Genomic DNA, 15,430 nt, shown 5'->3' with positions numbered 1-15,430 from the left:
CCATTATCGCCACGAATTCAGAAGCCCCGAGCCCAGTGCTCGGGGCTTCGTCGTTTCAGCCCGCCATACTTCAGTCCGCTATCTTCAATCCCCCCTTGTCAGCGCCTTCCTCTAGAGGTTCAACTGTCATACAGTTGTTTGAATGTCGGCCGCTGCGCTCGGACCCTGCCTGTCGCAGGCGCCACCGATGCAGTGTAACGCCAACAACAAGATGTTATGCCAACAACAGAGGAGTGCTGCCGTGACCGCTTATCCCCACCTCTTTCAGCCCTTGCGGCTGGGTCACCTGACCCTGCCGAATAGGGTGCTGATGGGCTCCATGCATACCAATCTGGAAGAGAGGCCGAACGGCTTCGAGCGCCTGGCGACCTTCTATGCCGAGCGCGCCCGGGAGGGTGTCGGACTGATCGTGACCGGAGGCATCGCCCCGAACCCCGAGGGCGCCGTCTTTCAGGGGGCAGCGACCCTCGAGCGCGAGGCGCAGCTGGAGGATCACCGCCGGATGATAGAGGCGGTGCACGGTGAAGGGGGGCGGATCTGCATGCAGATCCTGCATGCCGGCCGATATGCCTATACGCCGGAGCTGGTGGCGCCCTCGGCGATCCAGGCGCCCATCAACCCCTTCGCGCCTCGGGCGCTGGACAGCGATGAGGTGGAGCGCCAGATCGACGACTATGTCCGCTGTGCCACCCTCGCCAGGCAGGCAGGTTACGATGGCGTGGAGGTGATGGGCTCGGAAGGCTACCTGATCAATCAGTTCATCTGCCGGCGAACCAATCATCGCGACGATGATTGGGGGGGCGCCTTCGAGCACCGAATTCGCTTCCCGCTGGAGATCATGCGGCGCATTCGTGCTGCGGTGGGGGCGGATTTTGCGGTCATCTTCCGGCTCTCCATGATCGACCTGGTCGAGGAGGGCAGCACCCATGACGAGGTGGTAGCCCTGGCCAGGGCGCTCGAGGCCGCCGGTGCCGACGCCCTCAACACCGGCATCGGCTGGCATGAGGCCCGCGTGCCGACCATCGTCACCAGCGTGCCCCGGGCGGCATTCACCGAGGTGACCCGGCGACTGAGGGGCGCGGTCTCTCTGCCCCTGATCACCACCAATCGCATCAATATGCCCGAGGTTGCCGAGGGGGTGCTGGCCGAAGACCATGCCGACATGGTCAGCATGGCGCGACCCTTTCTCGCCGACCCGGCCTGGGTCAGCAAGGCCGCGGCGGGGCGCAGCGACGAGATCAATACCTGCATCGCCTGCAATCAGGCCTGCCTGGATCATACCTTCGAGGGCAAGCCGACCTCCTGCCTGGTCAATCCGCGGGCCGGCCATGAAACCGAGCTGGTCATCGAGCCGGCGGCCACGCCGCGGCGCATCGGCGTGGTGGGTGGTGGGCCGGCGGGCCTGGCCGCGGCGCTGACCGCGGCCCAGCGTGGCCACCGGGTGACGCTCTTCGAGCGGGGTCCCGAGCTGGGCGGTCAGTTCCACTATGCCCGCCAGATTCCCGGCAAGGAGGAGTTCGACGAGACCCTGCGCTACTTTCGGGTGATGCTGGACAAACACGGCGTGCAGTTGCGTCTCAACTGCGAGGCGGATGTGGAGGCGCTGCGCGATTTCGATGCGGTGGTAGTGGCCAGCGGTGTGCGCCCTCGCCGCCTCGAGCTGCCGGGCAGCGAGCACCTCAAGGTGATGAGCTACCCCGAGGCGATCCTGCACCCCGAGCGGGTGGGGGCGCGAGTCGCGATCATTGGTGCGGGAGGAATCGGCTTCGATGTGGCGGAGCTATTGACCCATGTCGGTCAGCCCTCCCTGGATCGTGACGCCTGGTGCAGGGAGTGGGGCGTGGATCTCTCCGTTTCGTCGCCGGGCGGACTCAGGGCGCCAGAGCGTCCCGACGTGTCGCGTCAGGTCTTCCTGCTCCAGCGCAAGCACTCCAAGCCGGGCAAGGGGCTCGGCAAGACCACCGGCTGGGTGCATCGGGCATCGCTCCGGCAGCGAGGGGTGGAGAGCCTGGCCGGCTGCGAGTATCTGCATATCGATGATGCTGGGCTGCATATCCGGCATGCCGACCAGCCGCGCCTGCTGGCGGTCGATACGGTGGTGATCTGCGCCGGCCAGGAGTCGGTGCGTGATCTCTACGCGCCGCTGCGCGATGCCGGAGTGGCGGTGCACCTGGTCGGTGGTGCCCTCGAGCCCGGCGAGCTCGATGCCAAGCGCGCCATCGACCAGGGCACGCGGGTGGCCGCCGAGCTCTGAGAGCCGCCCTATTGATCCTGCACGGTCCTGTCGCCATCGAGGCGACAGGACCGCTGCGTTGAATGACAGGACGCAACGCCATCGAACCCTCCACGCCCCCTAGCGTTCATAAGAGTAAGCGGAACGTTGACTCACTATCCGTTGTGTCGAAACCCGCCTGTCTACGCTGTGAGTGACCCAGTTCTCGAGCGCCAAAGAGTCGGCGCCGAGCCATCGGGCTTAAGGAGGCATCGATGAGCATCTTTGACCATGTCCAGAATCGTTTCGCCCGCGTCCAGCAGGAAGAGATGAACCTGCAGGAGTATCTGGAGCTATGCCGCGATGACCCATTGGCCTATGCATCGTCCGCCGAGCGCATGCTCCAGGCGATCGGCGAGCCGGAGGTCATCGACACGGCGAAGGATCCGCGGTTGTCGCGTATCTTCTCCAACAAGGTGATTCGCCGCTACCCGGCCTTCGCCGAGTTCTACGGCATGGAGGAGGCCATCGAGCAGATCGTCGCCTACTTCCGTCATGCCGCCCAGGGGCTGGAGGAGCGCAAGCAGATCCTCTATCTGCTCGGCCCGGTGGGTGGGGGCAAGTCATCGCTGGCCGAGCGACTCAAGCTGTTGATGGAGAAGGTGCCCTTCTATGCCATCAAGGACTCGCCGGTCTACGAGTCGCCGCTGGGGCTGTTCTCGCCGGAGGAGGATGGCGAGCTGCTGGAGAAGGAGTATGGCGTTCCCCGTCGCTATCTTAAGAGCGTGATGTCGCCCTGGGCGGCCAAGCGGCTCAGGGAGTATGGCGGTGATATCAGCCAGTTCAGGGTGGTGCGGCTCTATCCGTCGCGACTCAACCAGATCGCCATCTCCAAGACCGAGCCCGGTGACGAGAACAACCAGGACATCTCTTCGCTGGTGGGCAAGGTGGATATCCGCCAGCTCGAGCTCTATTCCCAGGATGATCCCGATGCCTACAGTTTCTCCGGGGGGCTCTGTCGAGCCAACCAGGGGCTGATGGAGTTCGTCGAGATGTTCAAGGCGCCGATCAAGGTGCTGCATCCGCTGCTGACTGCCACCCAGGAGAGCAACTACAACCCGACCGAGGGCATGGGGGCGATCCCCTTCGAGGGAGTGGTGCTGGCCCACTCCAACGAGAGTGAATGGCAGACCTTCCGCAATAACCGCAACAACGAGGCCTTCCTGGATCGCGTCTATATCGTCAAGGTTCCCTACTGTCTGCGGGTCTCCGAGGAGATCAGTATCTACAGGAAGCTGCTGGAGCACTCGTCACTGGCCGAGGCACCCTGTGCGCCGGACACCCTGCGCATGCTGGCGCAGTTCTCGGTGCTGTCGCGGCTCAAGGAGCCGGAAAACTCCAGCATCTATTCCAAGATGCGGGTCTACGATGGCGAGAACCTCAAGGATACCGATCCCAAGGCCAAGTCGATCCAGGAGTATCGCGACAGCGCCGGTGTCGATGAGGGGATGGATGGGCTCTCGACCCGTTTCGCCTTCAAGATCCTCTCCAAGGTGTTCAACTTCGACACCCTGGAGGTGGCAGCCAACCCGGTGCATCTGCTCTACGTGCTGGAGCAGCGTCTGGAGCAGGAGCAGTTACCGAGCGAGACCTTCCAGCGCTATCTGCGCTTCATCAAGGAGTTCCTGGCGCCTCGTTATGTGGACTTTATCGGCAAGGAGATCCAGACCGCCTACCTCGAGTCCTACTCCGAGTATGGACAGAACATCTTCGACCGCTATGTGACCTACGCCGACTTCTGGATCCAGGATCAGGAGTACCGCGATCCCGAGACCGGTGAGTTCCTGGATCGCCAGGCCCTCAACGAGGAGCTGGAGAAGATCGAGAAGCCGGCGGGGATCTCCAATCCCAAGGACTTCCGTCATGAGGTGGTCAACTTCGTGCTGCGGGCGCGTGCCCAGAACAATGGCATGAATCCCAGCTGGCAGTCCTACGAGAAGTTGCGCGGGGTGATCGAGCACAAGATGTTCGCCAATACCGAAGAGCTGCTGCCGGTGATCTCCTTCAATGCCAAGGCCTCAAGCGCCGACCAGAAGAAGCATGAGGACTTCGTGGCGCGCATGGTGGAGCGTGGCTATACCGAAAAGCAGGTGCGCCTGCTGTCAGAGTGGTATCTGCGGGTGCGCAAGTCCCAGTAGCCCGACGCCGCGTCGTGGGGCGGGTCCCCGCGGCGCGCAGGAGAGTTGCCATGAGCTACTTCATCGACCGGCGGGCGAATGCCAAGCACAAGAGTGCGGTCAATCGGCAGCGCTTCCTCGACCGTTATCGCACGCATATCAAGCGCTCGGTGGAGGAAGCGGTCAATCGGCGCTCGATCACCGACATGGAGCGCGGAGAGAAGGTCTCGATTCCCGCGCGTGATATCTCGGAGCCGGTATTTCAGCACGGCTCCGGTGGCAAGCGGCGCATCATCGCCCCCGGCAACAAGGAGTTTGTGGAGGGGGATCGACTGCAACGCCCGGGTGGCGGCGGTGGCGGTGATGGGGCCGGTGAGGGTGGTGCCTCGAACCAGGGCGAGGGCGTGGACGAGTTCGCCTTTACCCTCTCCCGAGATGAGTTCCTTGACTTCGTCTTCGACGGCCTGGAGCTGCCCCACCTGGAGCGCAAGGCGCTGGTGGACCTCGACGAGGTGCGCCCGGTGCGCGCGGGGGTCTCCAGGGAGGGTGTGCCCGCACGGATCAATATCGTGCGCTCCATGCGCGAGGCCCACGCTCGGCGCATCGCCATGCGGGCACCGATTCGTCGTGCCCTGCGTGAGGCCCGTGAGGCGCTGGAGATCGAGGAGCGCAAGGATCCGGTGATGCGCAATCCGGTGCGCATCGCCGAGCTGAAGGAGGAGGTGGAGCGTCTCGAGAAGCGCCTCGAGTCGGTACCCTTCATCGACACCTATGACCTTCGCTACAACCACCTGGTCAACCAGCCCCAGCCCTCCAGCAAGGCCGTCATGTTCTGCGTCATGGATGTCTCCGGCTCCATGACCCAATCCCACAAGGATATTGCCAAGCGCTTCTTCCTGCTGCTCTATCTGTTTCTCGAGCGCAACTACGAGAAGGTCGAGCTGGTCTTCGTGCGCCACCACACCGCCGCCAGGGAGGTCGACGAGGAGGAGTTCTTCTACTCGCGGGAGACCGGCGGCACCATCGTCTCCAGTGCGCTGACGCTGGTGGACGAGATCATTGCCGAGCGTTACCCGCCGGGGCAGTGGAACCTCTACGTGGCCCAGGCCTCGGACGGGGATAACTGGGACGATGACTCGGTGGCCTGCCGTGATCTGCTGGTCAAGAAGTTGATGCCGCGCCTGCAGTACTTCACCTATGTGGAGATCACCCCTCACGCGCACCAGGCGCTGTGGGAGGAGTACGAGAGCGTGGCGGCCGAGTTCCCGGCGCGTTTCGCCATGCGCCAGATCGTCGAGGCCGGAGATATCTATCCGGTGTTTCGCGAGCTTTTCAAGCGCCGCGTCGCCGGCGGCTGAGGAGGCAAGATGACCCGACGCAAGCCCATCGCCACGGGGTCCGACTGGAACTTCGAGGTACTCGCCGAATTCGAGCGAGAGATCGCGCGGCTGGCGGACGAGTATCGTCTCGACACCTATCCCAACCAGATCGAGGTCATCACCTCCGAGCAGATGATGGATGCCTACGCCAGTGTGGGCATGCCGGTGGGCTATCACCACTGGTCCTTCGGCAAGCAGTTCCTGGCCGTGGAGCAGGCCTACCGCCGTGGCCAGATGGGCCTTGCCTATGAGCTGGTGATCAATTCCGACCCCTGTATCGCCTATCTGATGGAAGAGAACACCCTGATGATGCAGGTACTGGTGATGGCCCACGCCTGCTATGGCCACAACTCCTTCTTCAAGGGCAACTACCTGTTTCGTACCTGGACCGACGCCGCCTCGATCATCGACTACCTGGTGTTCGCTCGAAAGTATGTCGCCGAGTGCGAGGAGCGCCACGGCGTGGCGGCGGTGGAGCAGCTGCTGGACGCCTGCCACGCCCTGCAGAACTATGGGGTCGATCGCTACAAGCGGCCGTCGCCGATCTCCGCCGAGGAGGAGGTGCGTCGCCAGAAGGAGCGCGAGGAGCTTCTGCAGGCTCAGGTCAACACCCTGTGGCGCACCATCCCCGGGCGCGCCCAGGAGGATCGCCTGCCGGGGATGATGGATGACGAGGAGGATCCACTCGGTCTGCATGCCGGCGGTCGCTATCCATCCGAGCCTCAGGAGAATCTGCTCTACTTCATCGAGAAGAACGCGCCGCTGCTGGCGCCGTGGCAGCGGGAAGTGGTGCGTATCGTGCGCAAGCTGGCGCAGTACTTCTATCCCCAGCGCCAGACCCAGGTAATGAACGAGGGCTGGGCCACCTTCTGGCACTACACCCTGATGAACCGACTCTTTGACGAAGGCGCGGTGGATGAGGGGTTGATGCTCGAGTTTCTGCAGTCGCATACGGCGGTGGTTCAGCAGCCCCCCTTCGATGCCCCCTGGTACAGCGGCATCAACCCCTATGCCCTGGGTTTTGCCATGTTCAGCGATCTTCGGCGCCTCTGCGAGGATCCCACCGAGGAGGATCGTCGCTGGTTCCCCGATATCGCCGGCAGCGACTGGCGGGAAACCCTGGAGTTCGCCATGCAGAACTTCAAGGACGAGTCCTTTATCCAGCAGTTCCTGTCGCCCAAGGTAATTCGCGATCTCAAGCTGTTCATGGTGGTCGACGACGATCAGGAGGAGATGCTGGAGGTGGCGGCGATCCACGACGAGCGTGGTTATCAGCGCATCCGCGACGCGCTGGCGGCCCACTATGCATTGGCCGTACGCGAGCCCAATATCCAGGTCTACTCCGCGGATATTCGTGGCGACCGTTCGCTGACCCTGCATCATGTCCAGGATGATCGCCGACCGCTGGCGCGCAGCGTCTATCCGGTGATCCGTCATCTGCATCAGCTGTGGGGCTTCCCGGTGCGTCTCGAGTCGGTTCAGGATGAGCGGGTGGTGCGGCGTTACCAGTGGCCACTGGCGGATGAGGAGGGCGGCAACGGGGGCTGATGGTCGGTCATGGTGCTGGCATGTGGCACGCTGATGGGAGGCAGGTAGCCCGCGTAGACAGGCTATATACAGCTTATATATAACAGAACCCGCGCCGTGGCGCGGGTCCTCGCTGTGGCGGGTGGCGGCGGATGCCGCTCGGACATCAGCTCTGGGCGGTCCAGGACTGGCACCAGCCCGCCGGCTCGACGCTGTTCTGGGGGAACAGCTGGCAACCTTGGCTGTCAGCCTGGAAGAACATGCAGTTGCTGCACTTTTCGCCTTCCTCATAGGCCGGATGGTCGGCAGCTTCGCTGGCGTCCTTGACGTAGTTGAGCGCCTGGGCCTGCTCGTTGGAGGGGTCCAGCGGCGGCAGGTCCTGGGCAAAGGCGCGGCTGGAGAGGATGCCGGCTCCCAGGGGGAGGGCAGCCATGCCCATCAGGCTATGGCGCATGAAGTCACGACGGCTGTGGTTAGCCATGGAATCTCCTTGTATCACGTTGCCAGGCACGGACGGGCCAGGGCCCGCTATTCTCGGGTGGTGTTCCACCTCTAGGAATCCGACAGTCGCCTGTCGGCAGGGTTCGCCTCGTCATCATAGTCAAGGCGACCCCGGTATGCGAACGGTGCGCTGCGACGACTTGTCGCGTCGCCAGGGGCGCCAATCAGAGGGTGATGCTTCGCGCTCACCGGCGCTGGTATACTCGATCCGAGAACCCGGGCAGTTTCGATGGCTGCCCGCCGCCCATCTCCGCCCGCGTGGCGACATCCGGAGAGAGCCCGATGCAGAATGCCGTGATCCTGATCAATACCGAGAAGGGGCAGGTCAAGTCGGTGGCCGAGCGCCTGGCCGACGTCGAAGGGGTCAGTGAGGTCTACTCCACCTGTGGCCGCTATGACCTGGTGGCCATCGCGCGCACGCGTGACTTCGAGAGCCTGGCCGAGCTGGTGACCGGGCGCCTCAATGCCGTGGAGGGCATCCGGGAGACGGAGACGCTCAACGCCATGCAGGTGCACTCCCGCCACGACCTGGAGACCATGTTCTCGCTGGGCTGGTAGTCGCGTGGGCCAGTAGTCGCGCCGGCCAGGCGCCGTTATGGAGGGCGCCACCCGTCACTCACTTCATCAACAGGAAAGCCTTTCACGGATGAGTCGTTCCTCTCTGTTGCGCCGCCGTCCGCTGCGGCGTTTCGCCGTCAGTCTGCTGTTCGTGGTCGTGGGGGGCGGCCTCTGGCATCTCCAGGAGCGTGAGCTGCGCGACTCGTTGGTGTGGATGGGGGTGCCCGAGTGGCAGGAGCCATCACTCACTGGCTTTCATCGCGTGCTGCGCAATGATGGCTTCCTGGTCGGCTGGTCCGACCTGCGGGTCAATCCGCTGTGGGCCAGCTATCGACTTCAGGCGGTCGAAAGCCCCGAGTCGGGACCGCGCCCGGCATTTCGCCGAGACTGGCGTACCCTGTGGCCGATCGGCACCAACCACTACGCCGGCAGCGGCTTCGATCGTGGGCACCTGGCACCCAACTACGCCATTGCCGCGGTGCATGGTCGCGACGCCCAGCACGACACCTTCTACATGAGCAACATGACGCCCCAGCGGCCCGATCTCAATCGACGCCTCTGGCAGCGCCTCGAAGAGGTGGTGATGGATCATTTCGTGCCACGCTTTGGTGCGGTGCAAGTCATTACCGGGCCGATTTTCCCCGAACGCTTCCTCGATAACGTGCTCAATCGGGTCGGTTTCGTGGAGATCCCCGAGGCCTTCTACAAGATTATCGTGGTGCCCGGCGAAAGGCCCCGCGCCCTGGCCTTCGTGATGCCCCAGGGGGTGCGCGGCGACGAGTCATTGGGCGACTATCTGGTAAGCATCGACGCCATCGAGGCGCGTACCGGACTCGACTTCTTTCCCAGGCTTCCCGAGTCGGCTGCGAAAGTGCTGGAGGGGAGGGTCGATACCCGTGGCTGGGGGCTGGAGGAGGTGGCAAACCGTCCCGGGCGCTTCGAATAGCGTGTTATATAGATACAAAAAAACCGCGATTCAGTGTCGCGGTTCCTCGATGATCTTGCCTGCTCTAACCTGCATGACGCGATATGAATGGTGCCCAGGAGAGGACTTGAACCTCCACATCCGTAAGGATACTAGCACCTGAAGCTAGCGCGTCTACCAATTCCGCCACCTGGGCGCATCATGCATCTCGTCGTGTTCGGGCTTCCCGAAGGATGGTGCCCAGGAGAGGACTTGAACCTCCACGTCCGTAAGGACACTAGCACCTGAAGCTAGCGCGTCTACCAATTCCGCCACCTGGGCGAACACGAGCGAGTCGTACTGTATAAAGAGCAATGGTGCCCAGAAGAGGACTTGAACCTCCACGTCCGTAAGGACACTAGCACCTGAAGCTAGCGCGTCTACCAATTCCGCCATCTGGGCAAGCGACGCGTATACTACCCGAATTGTGCCGGTTTGCAAGAGGGAATAGGGGAGCTGCGGCAATTTTTTCCCACACAGCCCGGTTCATCGAGGTTGGGTGACCGCGCCTGCGGCGCTATACTGCGGCCATGATCAATGAACCCCTAAGCAGTACCCCGTTCCCGTGGCGCCCGAGCGCCAGCTTACTCATGTCGTCCCCGACCCTGCCAAGGATGCACCGCGCATGACTCATTGGACGCTCAGCGACGATCCGCACGCGGAACGTGAAGCCCACAAGTATGACAAGCCAGCTCCCAGCCGCGAATATCTGCTCGCCCGCCTGGAGGAGGCTGGCAAGCCGCTTACCCACGAAAAGATGAGCCAGCTGCTCGGCCTTGAGGATGAGGATCTGCAGGAGGCGGTGCGCCGCCGGCTGGCGGCCATGGAGCGCGATGGTCAGGTGCTGCGCAATCGTGCGCGAGCCTATGCACTGATCGACAAGCTCGACCTGATCAAGGGCAAGGTGCTGGGTCACCGCGACGGCTTCGGCTTCGTGCTACGTGACGACGGCAAGAAGCCCGACCTGATGCTGCCGCCGCGGCAGATGCGGCGGGTTTTCCACGGCGATCAGGTGCTGGTGCGCGTCAGCGGACGCGATCGCCGCGGTCGCGACGAGGCCACCATTGCCGAGGTGCTGGCTCGCAATACCCAGTCCATCGTTGGTGTCTACCGCGAGAATACTCCCGAGTTCGGCGTGTTGATCCCCGAGAATCCGCGCATCACCCAGGAGGTGATCATCCCACACAGCGCCTGCGGCGGAGCGAAGGATGGCCAGGTGGTGTCGGCGCATATCGTCAAGCAGCCCGAGACGCGGGTGCAGCCGGTCGGCGAGGTGGTAGAGGTGCTGGGTGAGCGCATGGATCCCGGCATGGAGATCGATATCGCCATTCGCAGCTACGAGATTCCCGCCGAGTTTCCGCCTGAGGTCCACGACCAGATCGCCAGCATGTCCGCAGAGGTTGCCGAGGTGGACAAGCAGAGCCGTATCGATCTGCGTGACGTGCCGCTGGTGACCATCGATGACGAGACCGCCAAGGACTTCGATGACGCCGTCTGCGCCTGGAAGACCAAGTCCGGCAGCTGGAAGCTGCTGGTGGCCATCGCCGACGTCTCCCACTATGTGCGCCCAGGCAGTGCCCTGGACCAGGAGGCGATCCGCCGCGGCAACTCGGTCTACTTCCCGGGGCAGGTCGTGCCGATGCTGCCGGAGCTGCTCTCCAACGGGCTCTGTTCGCTCAATCCCGCGGTCGACCGCCTCGCCCTGGTCTGCGAGATGAATATCTCCCAGAGCGGCGCCATCAGCCGTTACCGCTTCTACGAGGCGGTGTTCCAGTCCCATGCACGCCTGACCTACAACAAGGTGGCGGCGATCCTCGACGATGAGGGGCAGGAGGGTGAGGCCCTGCGCGAGGAGTACCGCGAGCTCGTGCCTTCGCTGAAGAACCTGCATGCCCTCTACCGGCTGCTGCGCGAGGCGCGGGTGGAGCGAGGAGCCATCGACTTCGAGACCACCGAGACGGCCATCGTCTTCAACGACGAGCGCAAGATCGAGAAGATCGTGCCGCGCTCGCGCAACGATGCCCACAAGATCATCGAGGAGTGCATGCTGGCGGCTAACGTGGCCACGGCGCGCTTCCTCGACAAGCATGATCTGCCGGCTCTCTATCGTATCCACGAGCAGCCCTCGCCGGAGCGTCTCGACAAGCTGCGCCTGTTTCTCAGCGAGCTTGGCTTGACCCTGGGCGGCGGCGATGATCCGAGCCCCCAGGACTACCGCGACCTGGCCGAGGCCATCAAGGGGCGCCCCGACACCGATGTCATCCAGACGGTGATGCTGCGCTCCATGAGTCGGGCGATTTACTCACCCCAGAACGATGGGCACTTCGGCCTGGCTTACCCGGCCTATGCCCACTTCACCTCGCCGATCCGTCGCTATCCGGACCTGATCGTGCACCGTGCCATTCGCTCGGTGATTCGCGGGCCGCGCCAGACCAACACCGTGCTGAGAGCCGAGGGGGCCCCGGTGGAGCCGCCCAGCAAGTGGGCGCCCTATACCTTCGAGCAGATGCTCGAGCTCGGCGAGCACTGCTCGATGACCGAGCGTCGCGCCGATGACGCCACACGCGACGTCGAGGACTGGCTCAAGTGCGAGTTCATGTCCGACAAGCTCGGCGAGATCTTCGACGGCACCATCGCATCGGTGACCCAGTTCGGCATCTTCGTGCGGCTCGATGAGGTCTATGTCGAGGGGCTGGTGCATGTCACGTCGCTGCCTTCGGACTACTACCACTACGAGCCTGAGAAGCACCGCCTCAAGGGCGAGCGCAGTGGCATGAGCTACCGTCTCGGCGACGGTGTCACCGTGCAGGTGGCTCGCGTCGACCTGGATGATCGCAAGATCGATTTCGCCCTGGCCGATGAGCAGCCGCGTCCCAAGCGGGCGCCGCGCCGTCGCCGTGCGGTAGATGATGCCCCCGCCAAGGGGCGCGCCAGCGCCGGCGGCAAGCCACCCAAGGCCGAGGCCTCGTCTGGCGAGACCTCCGGCAAGGGGGGCGAATCCGCCAAAAGCGACAAGTCCGACAAGGGCGATGGCCGCAAGCGCAGCGGCAACCGTCGGCGCCGTTCGCGGCGCTGAATTCCGTGGCGGACCTTCGGGTCCGCCGTGTGACCCGCAATGAAGCGAGAGACATGAAGCAGAAGCGATCACAGCGGTCCGCCGCTGGCAAGCCGGCGACGCCCGGTGGCCTGGAGGCGGTATTCGGTGTGCATGCCGTGCGTGCGCTGATCGAGCGTGGTGAAATACCTCGCGAGCTATGGGTGCAGCAGGGCGGCGCGGAGGCGCGCCTCGCCGAGCTGGTAGAGACCGCCCGAGGTGGCGGTTCCCGCATCCAGTCACGTCCGCGTGACGAGCTGGACCGCCTGGCCCAGGGGGCCGCCCACCAGGGCGTCGTGGCCTTCACCACGCCGTTGGCGTTCGAGGCCGAGAATGCGCTGTGGTTCCGCCTGGAGGCGTGGCCCCATGCGACGCCCCCGCTGCTGCTGGTGCTCGATGGCATCACCGATGTGCACAACTTTGGCGCCTGCCTGCGCAGCGCCGATGCCGCCGGGGTGCATGGGGTGATCGTGCCGAAGGACAAGGCCGCACCGCTCAATGCCACGGTACGCAAGGTGGCCTGTGGTGCCGCCGAGAGCGTGCCGGTCTACCAGGTCACCAATCTTGCCCGCGCCCTGGCCAGGCTCAAGTCGCTGGGCGTCTGGGTGACCGGTACTGCCGGTGAGGCGGAGTCGCTGGTATTCGAGGTCGACCTGACCGGGGCCACGGCACTGGTCATGGGGGCCGAGGGCAAGGGCATGCGCCGCCTGACACGTGAGGCCTGTGATCAGTTGGTCAAGCTGCCCATGGCCGGTACGGTATCCAGTCTCAATGTCTCGGTTGCCACCGGGATCAGCCTCTTCGAGGTGGTGCGCCAGCGCCGCCAGGCTTCGCCTGGAGCCATAAGCCAAAATTGCTAAGAACCCCGGTACCGACTCGAGTGCCGGGAGCGGCAAGCCGATTCCCCGCTTGCGCGCGAGGCGCGTACTCTTTAGAATGCCTGCGCCCGTTCGTCCATCGAGCGGGTATTCGTGTTTTTTCTATCACCTCCTTGCTTCCCCGGAGCCAAGACCTCCCGAGGAAGCTGCCAAACCGCAAGGAGATCCCATGCGTCATTATGAAATCGTGTTCATGGTCCATCCGGACCAGAGCGAGCAGGTTCCGGCCATGGTCGAGCGCTATACCGGCCTCGTTACCGAGAACGGCGGCACCGTGCATCGCCTGGAGGATTGGGGCCGTCGTCACCTGGCCTACCCGATCAACAAGATCCACAAGGCTCACTACGTGCTGATGAACGTCGAGTGCAGCGGCGAGACCCTCGACGAGATCGAGAACATCTTCCGCTTCAACGACGCCATCATCCGTAGCCTGGTGGTGCGCTGCAACGAAGCCATCACCGAGGCCTCGCCGATGATGAAGCCGGTGGAAGAGAAGCGCGCACGTCGCGACGAGAAGCCTCGCGACGAGAAGCCTCGCGCCGAGTCCGCCTGATACCCCCCATCGCACGTCTGAAGGAGTCTTTACATGGCACGCTTTTTCCGTCGCCGCAAGTTCTGCCGTTTCACCGCCGAGGGCGTGAAGCAGATCGACTACAAGGATCTGGACACCCTCAAGGCCTACATCACCGAGACCGGCAAGATCGTTCCCAGCCGTATCACCGGTACCAAGGCCCGCTACCAGCGTCAGCTGGCGACCGCCGTCAAGCGCTCGCGCTACCTGGCGCTGCTGCCCTACTCCGATAGCCACCAGTAAGCCAGCGGCAAGATGCTGACGATCGCCCGCTGGGTGATGCGCGGCACGCCCCACGCCATCGGCGGGGCCGTCGTGGCCACCCTGATTCCCTGGCTGTTCTGGCTGGGGGCCGCCATCGCGGCCCTGGTCACCCTGCGTCGAGGCCTCTCCCCGGCGCTACCGGTGATCGTGGCTGCCGCCGTGCCTTCGGGCTGGTGGTGGGTGCAGGGGGATGTCATCCCCCTGGCCAGCGTGCTGCTGGTGACCCTGATGGCGGTGGTGCTGCGCTCTCGCCTGCGCTGGAGCGAGGCGCTGATCGCCGGTGCCCTGGCTGGCGCGGCGATGATCCAGCTGGGGATCTTCCTGCCGCCCGGAGGCACCGGAGAGCTGCTCGACCAGCTGCGTCAGGCCTCTCCCGAGGTGGGGCGCCTGCTCAACGAGCTGGGCAGTCAGGGGCTCGATACCGAGCAGCTGGCGGGATTGCTGATCGGTGGCGTCACCGGGCTTATCGTGCTGATCGCCGCCGTCGGCTGCCTGGCCCTGGCGCGTAGCTGGCAGGCGGGGCTCTATAACCCCGGTGGATTCCGCGAGGAGTTCCACGCCCTGCGCCTGAGGCCTGCCGAACTGGCCATGCTGGTGGCGCTCGGCGTGATCGGTGCCGTGCTGGGGCTGCCCGGCCTGGGCATGCTGCTGTGGGTACCGCTGCTGGTCGCCGGCATCGCCCTGGTGCATGGATTTATCGGATTTAAAGGGATGAACGGGCTGTGGCTGGTCGTCTTCTACCTGCTGCTGATCACTACATGGCCCATGATTCTGATCGTGCTGCTGCTGGCCGCTATCGACGTCTTCGCGGACATTCGCGGGCGCCTGGCCAGCCGTAACTGACAAGAGGTTTACGAGATGGAAGTCATTCTGCTCGACAACATTGGCAAGCTGGGTGGCCTGGGTGACCAGGTGACCGTCAAGCCCGGCTACGGCCGCAACTACCTGGTGCCTTACGGTCTTGCCGTGCCGGCCACCAAGGACAACATCGAGGCCTTCGAGGCCCAGCGTGCCGAGCTCGAGGCCCAGGCCGCCGAGCGCAAGGCTGAGGCCGAGGAGCGCGCCGCACAGCTCAACGAGATCGAACTCTCCCTGGTCGCCAAGTCCGGCGATGAAGGCAAGCTGTTCGGCTCCATTGGCCCCCGCGACCTGGCCGACGCCATCGCGTCTGCCGGCATCGATGTGGCCAAGAGCGAAGTGCGCATGCCGGAAGGTCCGATCCGTGCCGTCGGCGAGTACGACATTCAGCTGCGCCTGCATGCCGAAGTCGAAGCCACCGTGCGCGTGGTGGTAGTGGCCGAATAA

General features: G+C 64.1%; 13 protein-coding genes and 3 tRNA genes. 12 read left to right on the top strand and 4 right to left on the bottom strand.

Annotation, left to right across the window (positions count from 1 at the left end; translation table 11 throughout):
• Positions 1-211 precede the first annotated feature (211 nt).
• The 4 genes from GRB80_RS12620 (at position 212) to GRB80_RS12605 (ending at position 7,316) form a co-directional block, all read left to right on the top strand.
• On the top strand, positions 212-2,254 hold the full coding sequence (locus GRB80_RS12620; protein WP_161424346.1) for an NADPH-dependent 2,4-dienoyl-CoA reductase: 2,043 nt from the start codon (positions 212-214) through the stop codon (positions 2,252-2,254).
• 233 nt (positions 2,255-2,487) lie between these two features.
• Complete coding sequence (locus tag GRB80_RS12615) at positions 2,488-4,410, top strand: PrkA family serine protein kinase (RefSeq protein WP_161423804.1); 1,923 nt, start codon at positions 2,488-2,490, stop codon at positions 4,408-4,410.
• A 50-nt stretch (positions 4,411-4,460) separates the two neighbouring features.
• Complete coding sequence (locus tag GRB80_RS12610; RefSeq protein ID WP_161423803.1) at positions 4,461-5,747, top strand: YeaH/YhbH family protein; 1,287 nt, start codon at positions 4,461-4,463, stop codon at positions 5,745-5,747.
• Between the two features lie 9 nt (positions 5,748-5,756).
• On the top strand, positions 5,757-7,316 hold the full coding sequence (locus GRB80_RS12605; RefSeq protein WP_161423802.1) for a SpoVR family protein: 1,560 nt from the start codon (positions 5,757-5,759) through the stop codon (positions 7,314-7,316).
• A 145-nt stretch (positions 7,317-7,461) separates the two neighbouring features.
• Here GRB80_RS12605 and GRB80_RS12600 read toward each other — a convergent pair whose 3' ends face one another.
• Positions 7,462-7,776, bottom strand: coding sequence for a high-potential iron-sulfur protein (locus GRB80_RS12600; RefSeq protein ID WP_132044302.1), 315 nt, complete (start codon positions 7,774-7,776; stop codon positions 7,462-7,464).
• A gap of 302 nt (positions 7,777-8,078) precedes the next feature.
• On the opposite strand from GRB80_RS12600, the gene GRB80_RS12595 reads away from it, so the two are divergent.
• Positions 8,079-8,354, top strand: coding sequence for an Lrp/AsnC family transcriptional regulator (locus tag GRB80_RS12595; RefSeq protein ID WP_132044351.1), 276 nt, complete (start codon positions 8,079-8,081; stop codon positions 8,352-8,354).
• A gap of 88 nt (positions 8,355-8,442) precedes the next feature.
• Positions 8,443-9,300, top strand: coding sequence for a DNA/RNA non-specific endonuclease (locus GRB80_RS12590; protein ID WP_202597224.1), 858 nt, complete (start codon positions 8,443-8,445; stop codon positions 9,298-9,300).
• 88 nt (positions 9,301-9,388) lie between these two features.
• Here the strand turns inward: GRB80_RS12590 and GRB80_RS12585 are convergent.
• The 3 genes from GRB80_RS12585 to GRB80_RS12575 all read right to left on the bottom strand — a co-directional run bounded on the left by GRB80_RS12585 (position 9,389) and on the right by GRB80_RS12575 (position 9,720).
• A tRNA-Leu gene (locus GRB80_RS12585) sits at positions 9,389-9,475 on the bottom strand.
• Between the two features lie 38 nt (positions 9,476-9,513).
• Positions 9,514-9,600: transfer RNA gene (locus GRB80_RS12580), tRNA-Leu, on the bottom strand.
• A 33-nt stretch (positions 9,601-9,633) separates the two neighbouring features.
• Positions 9,634-9,720, bottom strand: a tRNA-Leu gene (locus GRB80_RS12575).
• A gap of 223 nt (positions 9,721-9,943) precedes the next feature.
• Between GRB80_RS12575 and rnr the strand changes: the two genes are divergently transcribed.
• The 6 genes from rnr to rplI all read left to right on the top strand — a co-directional run bounded on the left by rnr (position 9,944) and on the right by rplI (position 15,430).
• Positions 9,944-12,394 (top strand): ribonuclease R, encoded by a 2,451-nt coding sequence (gene rnr, locus GRB80_RS12570; protein ID WP_161423801.1) that lies wholly within the window; start codon positions 9,944-9,946, stop codon positions 12,392-12,394.
• A gap of 53 nt (positions 12,395-12,447) precedes the next feature.
• Positions 12,448-13,272 carry a 23S rRNA (guanosine(2251)-2'-O)-methyltransferase RlmB gene (gene rlmB / locus GRB80_RS12565; protein WP_161423800.1) on the top strand — a complete coding sequence of 275 codons (825 nt, stop codon included), beginning with the start codon at positions 12,448-12,450 and terminating at the stop codon, positions 13,270-13,272.
• Positions 13,273-13,459: 187 nt separating this feature from the next.
• Entirely contained in the window at positions 13,460-13,843 is a 384-nt protein-coding gene (rpsF, locus tag GRB80_RS12560; RefSeq protein WP_132044296.1) for a 30S ribosomal protein S6, read from the top strand.
• Positions 13,844-13,876: 33 nt separating this feature from the next.
• Positions 13,877-14,104, top strand: coding sequence for a 30S ribosomal protein S18 (gene rpsR / locus GRB80_RS12555; RefSeq protein WP_027960188.1), 228 nt, complete (start codon positions 13,877-13,879; stop codon positions 14,102-14,104).
• A 12-nt stretch (positions 14,105-14,116) separates the two neighbouring features.
• Positions 14,117-14,968, top strand: coding sequence for a hypothetical protein (locus GRB80_RS12550; protein ID WP_132044294.1), 852 nt, complete (start codon positions 14,117-14,119; stop codon positions 14,966-14,968).
• A gap of 15 nt (positions 14,969-14,983) precedes the next feature.
• The gene (rplI, locus tag GRB80_RS12545; RefSeq protein ID WP_132044292.1) at positions 14,984-15,430 is read left to right on the top strand and encodes a 50S ribosomal protein L9; all 447 of its coding nucleotides are present in this window, start codon (positions 14,984-14,986) and stop codon (positions 15,428-15,430) included.

The organism is Halomonas icarae, assembly GCF_009901955.1.
Taxonomy (GTDB): Bacteria; Pseudomonadota; Gammaproteobacteria; order Pseudomonadales; family Halomonadaceae; genus Halomonas; species Halomonas icarae.
The sequence above is the reverse complement of the archived record's forward strand: the minus strand, read 5'-3'. Positions and strand labels throughout refer to the sequence as shown.